13 protein-coding genes are annotated in these 16,780 nt (G+C 52.6%); 1 reads left to right on the top strand and 12 read right to left on the bottom strand.

Annotated features, from left to right (window positions below; all coding sequences use genetic code 11):
* Positions 1-60: 60 nt before the first annotated feature.
* From C6I21_RS07865 to C6I21_RS07815, 11 genes are all read right to left on the bottom strand, one after another.
* Positions 61-393 (bottom strand): site-specific integrase, encoded by a 333-nt coding sequence (locus C6I21_RS07865; RefSeq protein ID WP_105958907.1) that lies wholly within the window; start codon positions 391-393, stop codon positions 61-63.
* Positions 394-630: 237 nt separating this feature from the next.
* Complete coding sequence (locus C6I21_RS07860; protein ID WP_105958906.1) at positions 631-2,289, bottom strand: DNA primase family protein; 1,659 nt, start codon at positions 2,287-2,289, stop codon at positions 631-633.
* The gene (locus C6I21_RS07855; protein ID WP_181186172.1) at positions 2,286-4,235 is read right to left on the bottom strand and encodes a DNA polymerase; all 1,950 of its coding nucleotides are present in this window, start codon (positions 4,233-4,235) and stop codon (positions 2,286-2,288) included. The genes C6I21_RS07860 and C6I21_RS07855 overlap by 4 nt, the downstream gene beginning before the upstream one ends.
* Before the next feature lie 338 nt (positions 4,236-4,573).
* The gene (locus tag C6I21_RS07850) at positions 4,574-5,584 is read right to left on the bottom strand and encodes a hypothetical protein (RefSeq protein ID WP_105958904.1); all 1,011 of its coding nucleotides are present in this window, start codon (positions 5,582-5,584) and stop codon (positions 4,574-4,576) included.
* Positions 5,585-5,661: 77 nt separating this feature from the next.
* Positions 5,662-5,994 carry a hypothetical protein gene (locus C6I21_RS07845; RefSeq protein ID WP_105958903.1) on the bottom strand — a complete coding sequence of 111 codons (333 nt, stop codon included), beginning with the start codon at positions 5,992-5,994 and terminating at the stop codon, positions 5,662-5,664.
* Positions 5,991-6,122 (bottom strand): hypothetical protein, encoded by a 132-nt coding sequence (locus C6I21_RS16770; protein ID WP_280953444.1) that lies wholly within the window; start codon positions 6,120-6,122, stop codon positions 5,991-5,993. Before C6I21_RS16770 ends, C6I21_RS07845 begins: the two co-directional genes overlap by 4 nt.
* 17 nt (positions 6,123-6,139) lie before the next feature.
* Positions 6,140-7,006, bottom strand: coding sequence for a tyrosine-type recombinase/integrase (locus tag C6I21_RS07840; RefSeq protein WP_105958902.1), 867 nt, complete (start codon positions 7,004-7,006; stop codon positions 6,140-6,142).
* 578 nt (positions 7,007-7,584) lie between these two features.
* On the bottom strand, positions 7,585-8,091 hold the full coding sequence (locus C6I21_RS07830; protein ID WP_181186171.1) for a JAB domain-containing protein: 507 nt from the start codon (positions 8,089-8,091) through the stop codon (positions 7,585-7,587).
* Between the two features lie 79 nt (positions 8,092-8,170).
* Positions 8,171-8,416 carry a hemoblobin-interacting domain-containing protein gene (locus tag C6I21_RS07825; protein ID WP_105958899.1) on the bottom strand — a complete coding sequence of 82 codons (246 nt, stop codon included), beginning with the start codon at positions 8,414-8,416 and terminating at the stop codon, positions 8,171-8,173.
* Between the two features lie 79 nt (positions 8,417-8,495).
* A complete protein-coding gene (locus C6I21_RS07820) occupies positions 8,496-8,747 on the bottom strand; it encodes a hypothetical protein (protein WP_105958898.1) in 252 nt (83 codons plus the stop codon).
* 836 nt (positions 8,748-9,583) lie between these two features.
* Positions 9,584-13,117, bottom strand: coding sequence for an S-layer homology domain-containing protein (locus C6I21_RS07815; protein WP_105958897.1), 3,534 nt, complete (start codon positions 13,115-13,117; stop codon positions 9,584-9,586).
* 472 nt (positions 13,118-13,589) lie between these two features.
* On the opposite strand from C6I21_RS07815, the gene C6I21_RS07810 reads away from it, so the two are divergent.
* Positions 13,590-14,663, top strand: coding sequence for a C40 family peptidase (locus tag C6I21_RS07810; RefSeq protein ID WP_181186170.1), 1,074 nt, complete (start codon positions 13,590-13,592; stop codon positions 14,661-14,663).
* A gap of 52 nt (positions 14,664-14,715) precedes the next feature.
* Here the strand turns inward: C6I21_RS07810 and C6I21_RS07805 are convergent, their stop codons facing one another.
* Positions 14,716-16,686: a S8 family peptidase gene (locus C6I21_RS07805; protein ID WP_105958895.1), complete on the bottom strand. Its 1,971-nt coding sequence runs from the start codon at positions 16,684-16,686 to the stop codon at positions 14,716-14,718.
* Positions 16,687-16,780: the final 94 nt, after the last annotated feature.

Here is a 16,780-nt window from a genome sequence, read left to right as displayed (position 1 = left end):
AAATCGTGGATGATTCGGTGGGCCCGGGATCTGTTCTGCTTCGACCGAATCCGGGAAGGACTACTCTCTCGGCATCTCTGAAAACCGGGTCAGCTTGGTGCTGGGATCCGTGCTCACCCAACCTCGCTGTTGACAGAACTGAAAGAACAAGCGAAGCACTGTGATGTGCGGTTTGCAAGAGTTCAGCTGGTTCGCCCATGGCTCTCGAAGCCTGGTGATGTAGTCATCCAGTTCCTCTGGAGTGATAGTGTGAACGTCCGGCCCCACAATTGTTTGGGTGCTGATAAAGTGGTAGAACATGTTTAGATTTCGTCGGTACTCTTCCATTTTCTTCGGTCGCCTCCCAGTCTCAAACGATCGGAGAAACTGTTCTTTTGCTTGCAGCATGTTCATGACCCTGCCTCCTTTTAGTGGTTCTTCACCATGATGTAGGTTCGATAGATCTTTCAAAACGGAACAGAGGAAATGCCACTTCTGTTCTTCTGCATGGCTCTCCTAGGTTCTTTCGACCAGATTGCCTTTGGTGCCGCTAGAAAAGAACCCCCCCCCCCTGACGCCGAGCCGTCCGACAGGAGCGGAACCTGCCGGGGTGGCAACAGGGGCAGAGGGGGCGAAGATTTTTAAAACCAATCAGCGGGGAAACGACACCCGGCCATCAGAGTTGACCACTCCAAGCCCGCGCTTGGCCACGCCGCGGAGGAAACGTTCCCCGTTCACCTTCTTTTCTGAAAAGGGAACGCCGCCCTGATGAAGCGTGCTCTCCATGGCAGGCCAGAATTTTTGTGTGCTGAGAATTTCGAGCTGGCCGAGGTCTTGGTCTTTACACCAGGCCTTGTAGAGCTTGTATACCTCCTGTTTCTTCAATTGTGCAGTTTCGTCCGGCTGCAGATTGGTGGAGAAAAATTCCTCTACGTGGTTCACCCGATCCCGGTACTGATCTTTCACAGCCTCTGCCTTTTCAGAGACGGTGTGTTGGAATTGCTGCTGTTCGAGTGCCACGTACCCATCCACCGCGAACCGGAAAATCCCCTGAGCCTCCTCTTTCAACTGGGCAGCCAGGTGAGGATTTCTACGGGTCCCGGAGAAAGAAGCGGTGAATGGGAGAAACTGCAGCCGACGGAAGAACCCCTTGGTGGTGTCCATGGTGTGTGGAGCCTGATTCATGACCAGAAACAGGGTGCAGCGGAGGCGGGTGGAAATGCCGGTCTTGTACTTTCGGTTAACATGCACCTGATCTCCTCCAGTAATAGCTTTGAACACCTGAGTATCCATCTTCTCCACCTCATTCTCCGGAGCAATGTTCAGCCACTTCCCTGGAAGAGTCTCGATTGCAAACGTCCCGCCGAGCTCCCGCAGGGGAATGTTCCCGACCAGTTCTGGAGAGAAAACCTCTGTCAGCACCTCCGTAAACACACTTTTGCCGTTTCCCCCGGCTCCGATGAGAAAGTAGGCTTTCTGTGCCCGGTTCCGGGCATCCAGCACAGCCCCCATACTCTCCTGTGCGACGTGCACGAGATCGGGATCCCCTTCGAACACCTCCTTCAGGAACTGCTTAAACTGAGGGCAGTCTGCTTCAGGGTCAAAAGGAAGCGGCAGCTGGGTTGTAGACAGAAAGGCCGGGTCGTGCGGCTTCAGTTTCCGGCTTTTTAGGTGCAGCATTCCGTTCTCCACGTTAATGTAGTCCGGCCAAGGATCCATCTCCGGCACCTTCTCTACTTCCAGGGGCAGCACCTGGTTGATTTCCTCTCCGAACGCATTGGTCCAAGCATTGGGAGTGGTCTCATGGAGAATGTCCCTGCACAACCGCTTCAGCTCCATGTCGTCCAAGAGAATCCAGGTCCCTTTGGTGGTGTAGACAAACAATTCGTCCCTCATGCGGCACACCTGTACCCGACGGAGGACATGGCTGACAAACTCGTTGGCGTTCTTACGCAACCCTTTCCCTTCCCGTTGGACACCCCGCAGACAGGCCAGCTCTTCAAAAACGGCCTGGGTGGATGCAGGAGAAACGGAAGGTTCCGCTTTCTGCACGTGCTCCTGGACGAGCCGCTCCGTCACCTCGGTGTCCAGGTTGTTTTCTCCGACCAGCTTTTCCACCAGCTCTGCCCCCTCTGCCCCCACGATCGGCGCGAGAGGGGCGATCAGCTGCAGGTAGTGCTCGAGATCCTCGTAGGTTTCCACAACCGCCTCCCGCAGCTTCCGGTAGTCAGCGTGTGCCGAAAGCACACGCTGGATCTCTTCGGTTAGTGTCGTTTGATGAATCGTATCCACTGATGCACCGTTCCTCACTGGCCAACCACTCCTTCTGTTTGCAGTGCTGTGTCCGTCTCTCTACCCGGAACAATGTCCACTTGGGGGAACTTGGATCCCTGCCGTTCCTGGACTTTGATGTAACAGTTCTTCCCCTGCAGGCTCTTCCAGTGAAGGGTCTCCGCCAGACCTTCACCTGTGAGAATCTGGTACGCGTCCTTCAGCCGCTGTCCTGGGCGTCGTCCTACAATGAACTTCGTCGAGAGAGGGGCATGGACTGTCTTCCGGACCAATGAGAACTTGAGGATTAAGTCGTAAGTGCCCGGCTCGTTCTGATTTTTAGAAAAGCTTACGTTCGAAACAGTGGCTTGATAGACCTCCCCTGTGAACACTTCCTCAAAGCGGTGCACACCTTCATCATCAGAGACCTCCATCTCTCCCGCAAGGTGCGGGAGGAGCTCCTGCTCCACCGCTTCTTCCTCTGCTTGTACCTGTTCTTCCTTCCAGTTGCTATTCATCTCTGCCTTCATGTCCATTCCTCCTAATTTTGATGTCGTGCAAGTGATCCTATCGTTCTCCACGGACGTAGCAGCTGTGGCAGAGGTGGCAGGCTCTTCCTCCCGCCAGCGCCGCGAGCATTGGATTTCCACGGCTACGGGCACCGTGGGGATCAGTTCGCTCATTCCCTGCACCATGGCCGTTTCCAGAAATGTGGCCGCTTCGTCTGCCTCCTCCTCCGGCACCTCCAGCAGGATCTCGTCGTGGATCACTGCAGCAAGCTTCCATCCCGGCTTCAGGTCGTTGTAGCACCTCGTCAGTGCCCGTTTCATTCCCTCTGCCGCAGACGCCTGTACCGGGTAGTTTAGGCGTGGACGTTCCCCAAGGGGGACGTGGTCCGTTGTCCACACCCGCCCGGCAAGGCTTCGAATGCAATCGGTCTTCAGGTAGTATTCCTGCAGTCTACGCACATTGGGATAGCTGTCCAGGAACGCTTCCAGCAGAATGCCTGCTTCCATTTCGTTGTAGTGGAGACCTGCATCGCTCTGCAGTTGGCCCTGTAGACCTTGGGCTGTCATGCCGAAAACCACTCCAAAGGTAATGATTTTCGCCGTCTTCCGCTCCATGTCGCTCACTTCTTCGACCGGTCTCTGAAAAATACGTGCTGCGGTTTCCTGGTGCAGATCTCGTCCTTCTTCGAAGAGGGTGATTAACGTCCCTTCTCCAGCAATGTGTGCCAAAACCCGGAGCTCAATCGCACGAAAGTCTGCCTGCACCAGCACATGACCCGGCTCCGCCTCAAAACAGCTTTTCACTTCGCGGCCCAGGCCCTGCAGGTTCGGCTTAGAACAGGACATGCGCCCGGTCACTGCGCCGACGGGGTTCCACTGTCCGCGGACCCGGCCGTCTTCTCCGATCGTGGAGGCAAAGTTTTGATTCAGCGTGTTGGTAATTTGACGGGCTTTACGGCATTGAAGCAGAAGCGCAATCGCAGGATGGCCATTCTTATTCCGTTTCAGTACTTTTTCCTCCGTGCTGCTCAGCGGGACTTCCGCTGAACGAAAGGCCTGCAGAAGCTGCTGCGGAGACTGAACATTCAGGTCCGAGGCTTGAAGCAATCGTCGGATGTCTGCTTCTAATGCCTCGACCTCTTGTTCCTTCTGCTGTTTTAAAGCCTGCCACCGGGACTGATTCAGGTAGAGCCCTGTCCGCTGAACTTCCACGATGGCCGGCAGTGCTTCCTCTTCAATTTGAAGAGCTCGGCTGAGACCGTTCTTCTCCAGTTCTGTTCGCAGCTCCTGTTCCAGATGACGCATGGTTTTCTCTTGCGCATCCACGGAAATGGAATCAGGAAGCAACCCCTCTCCGTTCCACCCGCCTTGCCGGGCCGCTGCTTCCAGGAATGGCTCCCCCTCCCGTTGAAGGAATGCCTCCTCCCAGTCTTTTGGACCCTGCCCGCTGCTTGTCAGATGAAGAAGCAACGACAATGTCGTCCACGGGGATCTCTGTGATCCGGGTTGTTCCAATTTTAGTACAGCTGTAGGAAAATCAGGGAAAATTCGACAGTGACTCTCTTCTTGCATGATCTCTTTTTTCAACGTAACTCTCCTCCTTTTGTTTTTCCTGGCCGGTGATTACATCTTTACATGAAGGACATAGATTCTATAGTCCCTGCTTTTTTTATTTTTTTGGGGACTAACGATTTTCTCCGTTGTAACAGGTTTTAAGCGCTAAAAAAAAGACCTGGGGTTCAGGTCTTTAACGCGGGTTTCCTCTTGCTTGCTGCTACATTCCTGGGTGCACTCTCGTGAAGCCCGCCTGCTTTTCAGCTATTTCTACTTTCTTTGTCGGAGCTCAATTGCAGGTAGAGATCCATGAGCGGGAGGCCTCCCCTTCCTAAAATGGCGCCTAAAGCTTCATCTAGTACGTCTTCAGCACTTCGAAAGGAATCTGCATGAGATTCCTTCTCTCTAAACACATCGTGGTTCCCACTGTCGCCACTTTCGAACTCTTTTAGTCCCTTTTTAAGAGCCTCCAAGTCTTCGTACCCTGTCCTCATTATCAGGTTCTCCACTTCATCCCAGAATGGGTTTTTCTTATCTTGACCAGGCTTCATCTTTAAAATTCTTCGCAGATGAGTGGAGTCCATCGGAATACGTTGATCGGACTTAAAGTCATACTCACCGTTTTTTGCTAATTTCATATCTCTGTCATTGAACCCCTCAAGCTCTATTTCCCGAATTTGACGCATTTCCTCCTGAATGCCCCCCACAAGATGGTTTAAAGCACGGCGCTGATTAAGGTACCAGTTGTTCAATGTTAAAGTATCGGTTATATGCTCATTACAAGAGAAGTCTTCTGTGGCCTGGGTACGTAGGAGACGTTCATCTTCGCGGAGGTGGATTATCTCTGCAGCTTCTGTAGATAGAAAAACACGCCTTAACAAATCTTCTTCCACTTCTGGGTCCGAATCTTGAAACTCATTTGAAATAAACTCTTGGAGGAGGAAGAACATTTTAGCGACCACTTCTTCATCCCTTTCCTCCAAAGGTTTCATGCGCTGCTTTCTATACGGGCCTCTTAGCTCGATGAGTTTATCGAGCATTTCTTGGGAACTCCACTCAAAATAGTAGTGGTTTCCTTTTTTGAAAGCATTTTTGTCTAGATCGACTTCTAAAAACAGGTCATCTAAGTTCTGAAGGAACTTCCGGTTATAGCTGCCAATGATCGTCGAGTTCTGCTTCTCTACTTTTTCACTCTCTGGATTTCTTTCCAGCTGGTTCGGCTTGCCAAACTTCTCTTTCGTAAGTTCGTAGGCTGTTACTTTTTTTGACATTGGGAACCTCCCCTCTTAACGGATTGAACTGTCATTATAGCAAATATTTTAGGAAAATAGTGTAATTTAACTTGCTTTTAGCCCCATTCCTCGATCTCGACGACGCTCCTATTCGGGAGGATGTGGACTGCGGGGAGCCACTCTTCGGTCGAAGAGGCGAAGCCCCACCCGAAGAAACCTTCTCCTTGTGGGTGTAGTACGAGCCGGAGCTGCCAGATTCTCCCCGTCCGTGTTCGGATGAACACGCACCCCAAAAGCAGGGGGTCCTCCAGCACATCCAGCAGGTGCGGTGGAAACTCCTGCTCGTCCACTTCCTCCTGCATCAGCTCCACAACCTCCCAGATCGTTACCTCTTCCGCCTCCCGGAAATAGTACGTTTTCAACGTTTCCTGTGCTTCCTCCCAGTTCATCTGGTTGCCTCCTTTTCCTTCATCTCCCACTCGCTGACAAACACCTCTAACAACTTCACCGCAAGGTTGAGCGTCCAGAGCACGGTCAAAAGTACCGGTCTCCACGTTCCTTTCGTTTGCTTTTCCATCGTTTCCCTCCTTTTCTTCACGGCAGTCGGTCAATCTGTTCCTGCCGGAACGCCGTGCTGTGCTGCAGGTAGTACTTCGCGGACACCGTCACGCTGTGGTGTCCCAGGTAGTGCGAAATCAAAAGCAGGTCGGTTCCCTGCTCCAGAAGCTGGCTCGCGAACGTTCGGCGGAGAAGATGCGGATGAACCGTGAGCTCTGCCTCCAGGCCGATCCGTTTCACGATCTGGTTCAGCGTGTCCCGGTACATCCGTACGCCCCGTTGACTGAGGAAACAGAACGGACTTTCGGCGTGGGAGGATGACGCACGTTCGTCTTCCAGGTACGTTCCCAGCTCCACGGCCACCTTTCCATGCATCGGCACCTCCCGATGCTTGCCCCCTTTGCCCCGGACGTGGAGCATCCGGCGGAGAAGGTCCACGTCCCGCACCTGCAGCCCCGCGGCCTCACTCACCCGCATCCCCGTGTAGAGGAACGTGAACAGGACCGCCCGGTCCCGCTGGGAAACCGTTGGCTTTCGGGCAGCTTCAGTTAACGCCTCCACTTCCTTTGCGGCAAGCACGTCGATCCCGCGCTGGGCCTCTGTCACCCGGTCGCGTTTCAGCTGAATCAGTGGCGCTTCCCTACCGGTCGTCTCCATGAGAAACCGGTCGAACATCCGCAGGGAAATGACTGCTTTGTTGATCGTCGCCGGACGGTACCCTTCCTCCTCCATGACCTGCAGGAACTGTTTCATGTCCTGACGGGTCAGGGCTTCAGCCTCTCCACCACGAAAACGCAGGAGGCGTTTTGCATCCGCCACGTAGTTCTCCACCGTCCGGCCCGCTTTGTTCTGTTCCTCCAGCCAACGGGCAAACGCCGCCAGCTGCTGGTTGTCCTTGTTCATGATCCGTCTCCTTTCCGTGCTTCTAGCACGTCGTCGTTCTACTTTTGTCGTTTTCAGTTCCTCTCTTCCTGAAAAACAGGGGGTGTTGGGGACCCTGCCTTTCAGGACTTCTCCCGATTGATGATGTCCAAAGCGCTTCCCGGGTCCTGCTTTTCAGCGAATGGTTTTTCCATTGGGAACTTTCGTCTTTGTCTGGCCCTGCCTCTTCATGGATCAAAGTGGATCTGTGGCGCAGCTGTTTTCAAGGTTCCTGCCTTCCTTCGTTCACAAGGGACCGTGGCATCCTTTATTTTTCGGAGTGCCTGATTCTCAGCACAGAGGAGAAGCACTGGAATCCAGAGCACCTGCTCCGCGCTGCTTTTCTCTGAAGCACCTCCTCTTTGAACATCAGGAATCAGAACCTTCTTGAGTCGGCCGGCACTTTCCACTCCCTAAAGAAAACTCCCGACCTTAGATGAAGAAAGGTCGGAAGTGCAGGGGAGAAAGGTTGTTGCCAGACCAGGGTTTCCCCCAGCCTGAAAGCTTTTGGTTAGAAAGGTCGAGAGTTTACCCAAGGTACGGTCGGGAGTGTCTCTTTCCTACACGGATTCAAAACTCTCTCCCCGCCGTCGGAGGACTTCTTTTTCGTAGAGCGACGTACACCTCTCTTCCCCCAGGATCAGGTGATCCTGCAGTTCGATGCCGAGCACCTGGCACGCTTTCTCCAGCCGTTCTGTCACCCGGATGTCATCCTCTGAAGGCGTTGCATCGTCCGAGGGATGGTAATGGCAGAGAAGCATTCCCTGCGCATTGTGCAGCACGGCGTTCTTCACTATCTCCCGCGGGTGCAGCACGCTCTCCGTGAACGTCCCGATGTGCGCGGTCGTGAGGCTCGTCGGCTCCTGCTTCGCATTCACGGTGAGCACCGCGAGGCGCTCCCGGTCCGGCCGACCCAGGTAGCGGCGGAAGATCACCTCCGCGTCCGCCGGGGAACGGACCTTTCGGTCCGCGTAAAGCAGACGTCCTTCCCGGAGAAGCTGGATACGCTCCAGGCTGATGCGCTTCGCTGAACTATTAGTTGTTTGGTTTTCGCGTGGGGTCGTCATGAGTCGTGCTCCTTCCGGTTCAAGTGGTAGAACGCAAAAAAGCACGCTTCCCAAGAAAGGAAGCGTGCCCATTTTTCATTTAGTACGTCACCGTAACCTCTTTGTCCGGGTAGCCGGTGGAGACGATCGTGTAGACGATGGTTGTTCCCTCCGGGAACACGTAACTCAGCGTAATCTCCCCAGGCGTTCCTGTATCCCAACCACTCTCTGGAACCACCGTAGCGCCTGAGCGAACCTGATTCACGTTCGTCCGCCACGCTTCATCTTCCGGAAACAGCAGGATTGTTTCATCCTGGGTGTCGTCCACCGGGTCGTCATTAACCACGAACGTAAAACTGCTCTCTGATGGTCCTTCCCCATTCCTGCCTTATGCCATGTTGTGCCAAATGTAAAGACAGTCCGGCTTACGGACGGACAAAGCCCCAGGTTGTAGAAATGGTGGTGTTTTTCACATCGATTGTAAGAGGAGCGGCATCGTCTGTCGGTTCCTCAAACGGAGCCTCGGCATAGACGACCACCCGGTACCGGCCATCTCCTTCATCATGGACGGAGTTGACGTAGTACCCTGTCTCTTCATCCAGCACCGGATTCGTGAAGTCCGTCCTGGTTAACCCGAGAAAAGGCTCGTCTGCAGCGTCCTCCACATCCATCCGCACCTGGAAACCTCCGTCTCCACCATCAAAAACGAAGAGGTCGTCCTCTACAAAGCTGGTTCCGGCTCCTACCGCCGGCTCTTCCGGGGTGTCCCCATTCCTGCCTTATGCCACGACATGGTTTTCGGTCAGGCCTTCACCGTGCAGGCGGCTTTCACCGCACACGGCGATCCGTCAGTGATTCTCTGAACCCCGGGAGGGGAAACCTGCTCTCCCACCTCTTGGTTCAGAGCAGTCACAGACTGGGCCCCTTTGCTCCACACGTTTTCCCCTCTGCCTCTGTTGCCAAAGGCATGCCAACGGCGTGCTTCCTCGCTACTACGGGCCCGCAGCCATTCTCTTTCCCTCCTCGCCCCTGCACGAGCTCCGAAAAGAGAACTTCAAACGTTCCAAGCTGTCTATCCCTTCGTTGAACGACCGTAGGTTTCCACTCTCCAGCAAAGAGAACGACCCGTTTAACAGTCAATTGTCCGGATCGCTGCGCGGGGATCGCACCCCGGCAGGAGAGCGGCTAACTCCTGGTTCATTCGAACCGCCCTCTACCTCTTCCTGCTTCGTCATGGATTCGTCTTCCTAACCGTAGCCGTCTTTAAGGAGCCCCGCCCTGCTCGTGCAGGACGACTTCACCTGACTTCGCCCCGACCCTGTTGCAGCAAGGTCCTGGACGCAGGAGGATCAGGCACCCGGCCGTCGACTGTTGACCGGGACTCTGGATTTCACAGAATAATTCGACACCTTGGTTCAAAGAAAACCCCTGCAGGCATCATGCCCGCAGGGGAATCTCCGGCTCGTTTCCGTTCAGAAGCGAACGTTATCGAGCAACGTTTCGTTTGTTGCTATTAAGGAGTAGTAGTGTCAGTTACAGTCCAAGTTCCACCACTGAATGTTGCAGTAAAGGCAGCCTCGTTACCGTTCGTGTCTTCTACAGTGAAGTCAAAGCTGTCGTTATCTTCAGCGTCAACATCGTTGCCGTCGCTATCCACAAGATCAAATGTTACTGTGTCATTATCAACGGAAGTGTTTACACTGTCGAAACCAGCCGCTGTTACTCCAGAAGCGTCAACAATGTCTACGTTTCCTACTTCTTCACCAAAGCTCGCAACAAGTGTGTTAGCGTCTGAAGAAGTATTATCTTCAGAAACATCACCTACAACTATTGGTGTAACGTCGAAGTTAAAGTTACCAGTTACTGGGGTGGAATCAACATCATTTGAAGAAGAAATGGCAGAGAATTCAATATTCCCTTCATCAATATCTTCCAGTTCTGTGACATCTACAGTACCACTGAAGTTACCATCACTATCAACAGAAATACCGTCTACTGTAACAGTGTCAAGATCTTCATCTTCGAATTCTACTGAAACTGTAGAACCTTCAAGCGCTGTACCACTGAAATCAAAGTTTTGATTTGTGTCAGTAGTTGTTGTAGTGAACGTGAATTCTTCGTTAAGGTCTTCCAGGAGCGCTGCATCGATTTCATCAGATACAGAAGTATTAGGATCTTCATCATCAAAACCGTCTACATTTGCATTTAGGAAGTTATCTACACCCGTCAAGCTGTTGAAGAGTACTCGACCTGCATCCTCGTCAAATCCATCTGCCTCTTCATCGAGAGTTGCATCACGGAATGTCTCAGCAATTTCAAGTTGACGCTGATTAGACAGACGATCAAAGTTAGGAACAGCGTCACGGAGAGCGTCACGAGTTTGAACAATTGTAGTCGCTTCGTTCACTGCAGTTAGGCGCTCGTTGTAAACAGCGATTGCTTCTGCAAGAGCTTCGCGGATCTGTTCTTCAGAGTCAAACGATACGCCATCGTTAAGCTCAGCAAAGATTGCTGCTGCGTCCGAACGACCATTACTTCCAAGGTTAAAGAAGTCTTCGTCATCCAACTCGAGAAGCAGGCTAGTGAAGTCTTCAACGTCATCATTGAAGGAAGCAGTAAGTGTTGCTTCTTCAAGCGCTGCACGTAGTTCTTCAAGGGAAGCAAACTCTGTGCCTTGGAAGAGGCGAACGAACTCATCCAGAGCGAACTCTGAAGAATCCAGGTAGTCAGAAAGATCATCAAACTCATCATCCAGATCAGCTACTGTTACATCTTCATCGGAAAGGTCTTCATTGAGAGACTCAAGGATGTCTGCTACTGCGTCTGCATTAGCATTGTCGATGAATGCTTGCACATCCTCAAGGGAAGTGAACGCATCAACATCATCAAAGAGTTCTGCGAAATCTTCAACGAGTGGTCCGAAGCCATCGATATCTGCATTTCCAAGTGCTGTTTCAAGAGCATCAACGTCTACGTCGTCTCCATCAATCGCATCATTGATTGCAGCGAGTGTTCCAAGGTCATCCAGCTGCTCGAGAAGAGCGTCACGATCTTCATTGTCTTCAAGGAATGCAAGAAGGAAGTCGCGAGCGTTCTCAACAGATTCTGTAGTTGGTGCTGCAAGTGCGTCAGCAAATGCTTCTTCCGCAGCTGCTACTTCTACTGCTTCCACTACGTCGCGTACTTCTTGAAGCGTCTGTGGCTGTGCAGCCTGGATCGCTGTGAAGTAGTCGGAAAGATCAAGTAGATCTTCGTTAACCGCTACGCCAAGACCGGAAAGAGCGTTACTGAACTCGGACTGAGAAACAGTTGTGTTGAGCGTCTCGATAAGCTCTTCTACTGTCTCAGCGAATTCAGCATTTACACGGTCGATAGCAGCTTGAAGAGAAGGTACTCCAGAGATGAAGCTGTCATCGATTTCTACAGCGTACTGTACCGTACGGCCTTCTTCTACGTTTTCAAGATTCAGTGCCGGGCTGTTAAGAAGAGCTGCAAGTTGCTCTACTTCTTCGTCAGAAGCAGCGCTTACGTCTACATCGCCGTCTTCATCTACCACGGCGTCCGCAATAGAAGCAGAAACTGCTACGATGTCTTCAACAATTCCTTCAACTGTCTCTTCCGTAAAGTCGTACTCAAGGACAGTGTCCTCGTCGTTGAAGTTCACTGTAACGTCGCCTTCTGTACCATTGAGGTCAGGGTGTACGAACGTGTAAACCGTTCCTTCTTCGTTAGAAGTAACTGCTACTTCGTCGGAAGTCAGTGTGAACTCGTCTTCGCCTTCGATGTCGACAGTTACTTCGAAGTCTTCTTCATTCAGGCCAGTGATGCCGCCGTCGAATTCAACGTTGAAAGAAGACGTTGTTACGAAGTACGCGTCGTCGATCGCTGCATCTTCGAAGAGGTCCGCGATTGCTGCTTCGAGTGCTTCGAGGTCTTCAAGACCAGCGATTTCTGCATCTTCGTCTACTGCGAGGATCGCGTCAACAAGAGCGCGTGCAGCCATGATGCTTGCGCGGTCACGGAGCGTTACGTCTTCAAGAGCAACGAGCTCGGAGATAGCCAGTTCAGCCGCTGCGATGTCTTCGGAAAGATCCGCGTCAGCAACGATCGTGAACGGCTCGCTTGTGTTGGAAGCGCCGTCTGCTTCAACAGTTGCCGTGTGCGTTCCTGGAGGAAGTGTGAATGTAGCGGACACCATGTTGTCCTCGTCTACGTCTACTTCCTGAGTCAGCATTGCTTCCAGCTCTTCAGCTGTGATGTCGAGCTCTTCAAGAAGAGCGTCAACGTCAAGGTCCTCGTCCGGGTTGATGGTGATTGTAGCGGAATCCGCCTGCTCAACCATCGCTGTTACTGTAGCGTCGGAACCGTCAACAGTTACATCAACGTTTCCAACTACTGGAGCCGGGTCAACAACCTGTGTTTCTACATTGTAAATGAATGTTACTGCTTCAGCACGCGTTACGTCGTTTCCTGGGCGGAAAGAACCGTCCTGGTAACCATTAACTGCGTTGTTAGAAGCAAGGATTTTAATAGCATCTTCGTACCATGCGCCTTCAACGAGATCGTTGAACTCAGTGTCTGCAGCATCGCCTTGAAGTTCAAGGTCGTACGTGTTTACGATTACTGTTGCAATCTCAGCACGGGAAATTTCTTCGTTTGGACGGAATGTGTTATCCCCGTAACCTTCGAAAATTCCTGCTTCCACTGTTGCAGCAATTGCATCTTCGTACCATGCACCGTCTACTGTGTCATTGAAGTTGTTGGAAGAATCAGCTGGAACATCAAGGTCTGCAGCGCGAGTGATTACGGCAGCAAACTCAGCACGAGTCATGCTGTTTCCTGGACGGAAAGTCTCGTCCGGATACCCCTGTACATAGTCGTTCTGTACAGCGTAGGAAATTGCTTCCGCGTACCATCCATCTTCACGAACATCCGTGAATTGTGTGTGTGCATCTGCACTAACTGTTGGTGCAACTGCTGTTGCTACCATTGCCGTAGCTACGCCTGTAGCTAGGAACTTGCGGTAAGACTTTGGTTGATAAGCCATTACTTAATTCCTCCTTTTTATTATGTACAATTAAATTGTACAGGTTTGCCAATATTGCTATTCCCTTCCAGAATAGAAAAGAAACTACAAAACTGGCTTGCCCAATAACACCTGCAAATCTAAGTATAATTTCCTCAAAATGTATTGTCAACCACACTCTCACAGAGCGTAATAGATTTTCGAGACATTTTGCAGAAAAATGTACCCAGTACAGGACATCTCAGGGAACCATTACGGCTCATTTTACACCAATTGCCAATAGAATCATAGACTTTTTTTGGATATTCTCTGCAATTTCTTTATTTCTTTTTCCAAATCCCTATCAATACATAGAACTTTTGTCCTCAAACCATGTATTTAGCAGTGTTTTGTAAACAATTGTGAATTTTTCGTTAAATTCTGCGAAGCGCTGTGCTACACTATACCTGATTCGATGGACGCGCATTTATTTTTATTTTTTGGAGGAATGTGTATGACTCTTGTAATCAGTATGGTCCTTTCGGCGATACTTTTCTTTTCTCCCGGCGAATCCTTTTCAGACGATCTGTTAACAGAAGCGGAAGAACAGCTCGGCGCTCCCTATGAATTCGGCGGTACGACACCGGAAGGATTTGACTGCTCGGGATTTGCAGGCTATGTGTTTGCTCAGTTTGATGTCATTCTCCCCCGCTCCACCAGTGAACAGTTTTATTTCGGAGAATCTGTGAAGAAAGAGGACCTCCAGGCAGGTGATATCGTCTTCTTTCAGACGAGAGGCGACCGTGTCTCCCATTCCGGTATTTACATAGAGGACGGGGAGTTTATCCACGCCTCCGCGACGAACGGGATTTCCATTTCCTCTATAGAAGATCCGTATTACTGGAAGGAGCGCTATCTTGGAGCCCGGCGTGTGTTTGAAGAGTCGGACGACGGCATCCGCACGCTCGGCGATATTGATCAAGCAAGAAAGCGTAGTGCAGAGGCGGCAGTCGAAGCAGAAGCAGAAGAACTCGAAGAGGAAGTACGGGACTGGTCGTATTCAAGCGTTCCATACTTTACCGATGTCGCTTCGGAGTACTGGGCGTTCTCATCGATTCAGGCATTTACGGAAGCCGGCATTCTTGCTGTTGACGACAAGACGTTTTATCCGGCAGACGGTGCGACGCGCGGGGTGATTGCCGAGCTGTTGACAACGGCGCTGGAACTGGATCCCGCGGAGCCGGAATTTGATGATGTCGATACATCACACGTGTCTTCGGACTCGATCGGCGCGGTAGCGGAGGCCGGCTATATGAACGGCATCGGAAGCGGACTGTTTGAACCGGACCGCGTGTTAACGCGCGCGGAGCTTGCTGTCGTGCTCGCTAATCTGTTCGAGCTCGATCTATCTCCGGAAGGAAACGCACCGTTTGACGATCTGGAATTGACCCACTGGGCGTATCCTGCAGTTGAAGCGATGCACCGTGATGGGCTGATCGGAGGCTATGAAGATGGAACGTTCCGTGCAGCAAATGATGTCACCCGCGCGGAGGCGGTGACGATGCTTCTTCGGGCATTGAAACGATAAACGGCAAAAAAAAGAGGCTTTTCCCGAACAATCCGGGAAAGCCTCTTTTTTGTTATTGATTTAACGTCCGGTTTACCATAACGGCAAACTCGGCACGCGTCACTTCGTTGTCCGGGCGGAACGTGTTGTCCGGGTAGCCGTCGATGATTCCGGCGCGGAGGAGCTGAAGAAGGCTGCCGCTGTAATAGCGGTCCGTGCGCACATCGGTGAAGGCCGGCGCTTCTCTCTGAGCCGGATAGCTGTACACCCGGCTCAGCATGACAGTAAGCTCCGCTCTGGAGATCGGATCATTCGGCCGGACCGTGCCGTCCGCATAGCCTCCGATGACATTTCTCCGCTCCGCTTCAGCGATCGAACCGCGCGCAAAGTGCCGGTCGGACACGTCCGGGAAGGTGGTGCTCCGGTCGATCGTGTTCCAGCCGCGCTCTCTGGCAAGAATCGTTACCGCTTCTGCACGCGTGATCGGCTGAAGTGGACGCAGTTCCGGTCCTTCCGCAGATTCATAGCCGCCGATCAGCCCCTTCTCTATAAGAGGTGCTACTTCGGAAACGTACCAGCCGTTTTCTGCTACGTCATGGTAGCGGCTTAATACGTCGGCGTACGGATCGTTCAGCCGGATGCGCAGCTCACTAGAGGTCATTACCGGAGACACGTTATCTGATGACTGCCTCACCCGCACGGTATACCGGTAATCACCATCTGCGGTAATCGTATCGGTGTAGCGCTGATCAGTGCCTGCGTAGACTCTCTCGCCGTTTCTGCGGAGGACATAGGTGCTTCCTTCCGGACGTTCACGGTCCTCCCAGTTTACATTGACCGTCGCCCGCTCCGTAGTAATTGAGTCAGCCCGCGCCTGAATATCGATGACCGGCTCTGCAGGCGCTTCTTCAATTTCAATATTGTTTGGAAAGATTACACGGCCATAGCCGGTGTTCCGATTCGGCTGTGTGGTTCCGAGCGGCTGCACCCACGTTCGGAGCTGACTCCGGAGCTCCACCGGCTCTTTCGACGGCTGGGCCTCCATCATAATCGCAAGCATTCCGCTTACGTATGGTGTTGCCATGGATGTCCCGCTCTTACGGAGATACGTTCTGCCCGTGCCAGCACTGTAAATGCCGGTCCCCGGGGCGGACACTTCCACCTGCGGACCGTAGCCGGAAAACGAGGCACGGCGGTCCTGCTGGTCGAGCGCTCCAACCGCGATGACGTTATCGAGACGGCCCGGATAATCGACCGTGGTCGTCAGTCCGGCCGTTGCACCGCGGTTACCGGCTGCGGCGACGAGCATCGTTCCGTGCTCCTCGGCTCTTCTGGTAGCAAGCTCGAGGGTGCGGCTCGTCTCCTCCCCGCCGATACTCATGTTAATGATATCGATGTCTTTCTCGAGTGCCCAGTCAATGCCAGCGGCCATCACGGAATGTCTCCCCTGCCCGCGGTCATCCATAATCTTGACGGCATAAAGATCCACGCCAGGTGCCACGCCGGTGAGGTTTCCTGTGCCGGCAAGAATTCCTGCGACATGGGAGCCGTGTCCGTTGTCATCGTCGTAGTTTGTATTGTTACTGAAGAAGTTATAGCCGTCTGCGACGTCCAGATCCGGGTGTGTTGTTGAGATCCCGGTATCCAGTACAGCGACAGAAATGCCGCTTCCGTCCAGCCCGGCGTCTGCGGCGGACTGGACATTCACTTTGTTATAGCCCCAGTTCGTGCTCGCTATGCTGAACAGACCGTCGTCTGCCGGCTCCTCGATCGGCAGCTCAAGCTGCGTTTCTTCATCGACGTCGATCGAAAGAATCTCGTCTTCCAAAAGTAGAGCCGCTGCTTCTTCTTCACTCAGTGCTGCGGTAATCAGATCGAGCTCTTCCAGCACCAGATCCACGTCCCCGCCCGCTTCTTCGACCATCTCCGGTGCAGCTTCGTCTTCAAACAAAATCAGGTATGTATGCTCTTCCGCTGCGCTGAGTGTTCCGGCGCCTGCGGCAAAAACAGCCACTCCGGCAGCTGCGGTTAAAATGTGCTTCATGCTGCTCCCCCTCTTGCCGGATCTATTACGCCGGCGTTGCAATCTCTTTTCCTATTGTATCCCATTTTCACGGGCTTTGGTATGGGGCAGAAGG

Source organism: Alkalicoccus urumqiensis (assembly GCF_002993335.1).
Lineage (GTDB): Bacteria > Bacillota > Bacilli > Bacillales > Salisediminibacteriaceae > Alkalicoccus > Alkalicoccus urumqiensis.
The sequence above is the reverse complement of the archived record's forward strand: the minus strand, read 5'-3'. Positions and strand labels throughout refer to the sequence as shown.

Bases quoted from the DNA above. Each gene is read 5' to 3' on its own strand.
- C6I21_RS07850 (WP_105958904.1), bottom strand. From the start codon at position 5,584: ATGTCAAAAAAAGTAACAGCCTACGAACTTACGAAAGAGAAGTTTGGC.
- C6I21_RS07830 (WP_181186171.1), bottom strand. From the start codon at position 8,091: ATGACGACCCCACGCGAAAACCAAACAACTAATAGTTCAGCGAAGCGC.
- C6I21_RS07840 (WP_105958902.1), bottom strand. From the start codon at position 7,006: ATGAACAAGGACAACCAGCAGCTGGCGGCGTTTGCCCGTTGGCTGGAG.
- C6I21_RS07815 (WP_105958897.1), bottom strand. From the start codon at position 13,117: ATGGCTTATCAACCAAAGTCTTACCGCAAGTTCCTAGCTACAGGCGTA.
- C6I21_RS07845 (WP_105958903.1), bottom strand. From the start codon at position 5,994: ATGAACTGGGAGGAAGCACAGGAAACGTTGAAAACGTACTATTTCCGG.
- C6I21_RS07810 (WP_181186170.1), top strand. From the start codon at position 13,590: ATGACTCTTGTAATCAGTATGGTCCTTTCGGCGATACTTTTCTTTTCT.
- C6I21_RS16770 (WP_280953444.1), bottom strand. From the start codon at position 6,122: ATGGAAAAGCAAACGAAAGGAACGTGGAGACCGGTACTTTTGACCGTG.
- C6I21_RS07865 (WP_105958907.1), bottom strand. From the start codon at position 393: ATGAACATGCTGCAAGCAAAAGAACAGTTTCTCCGATCGTTTGAGACT.
- C6I21_RS07805 (WP_105958895.1), bottom strand. From the start codon at position 16,686: ATGAAGCACATTTTAACCGCAGCTGCCGGAGTGGCTGTTTTTGCCGCA.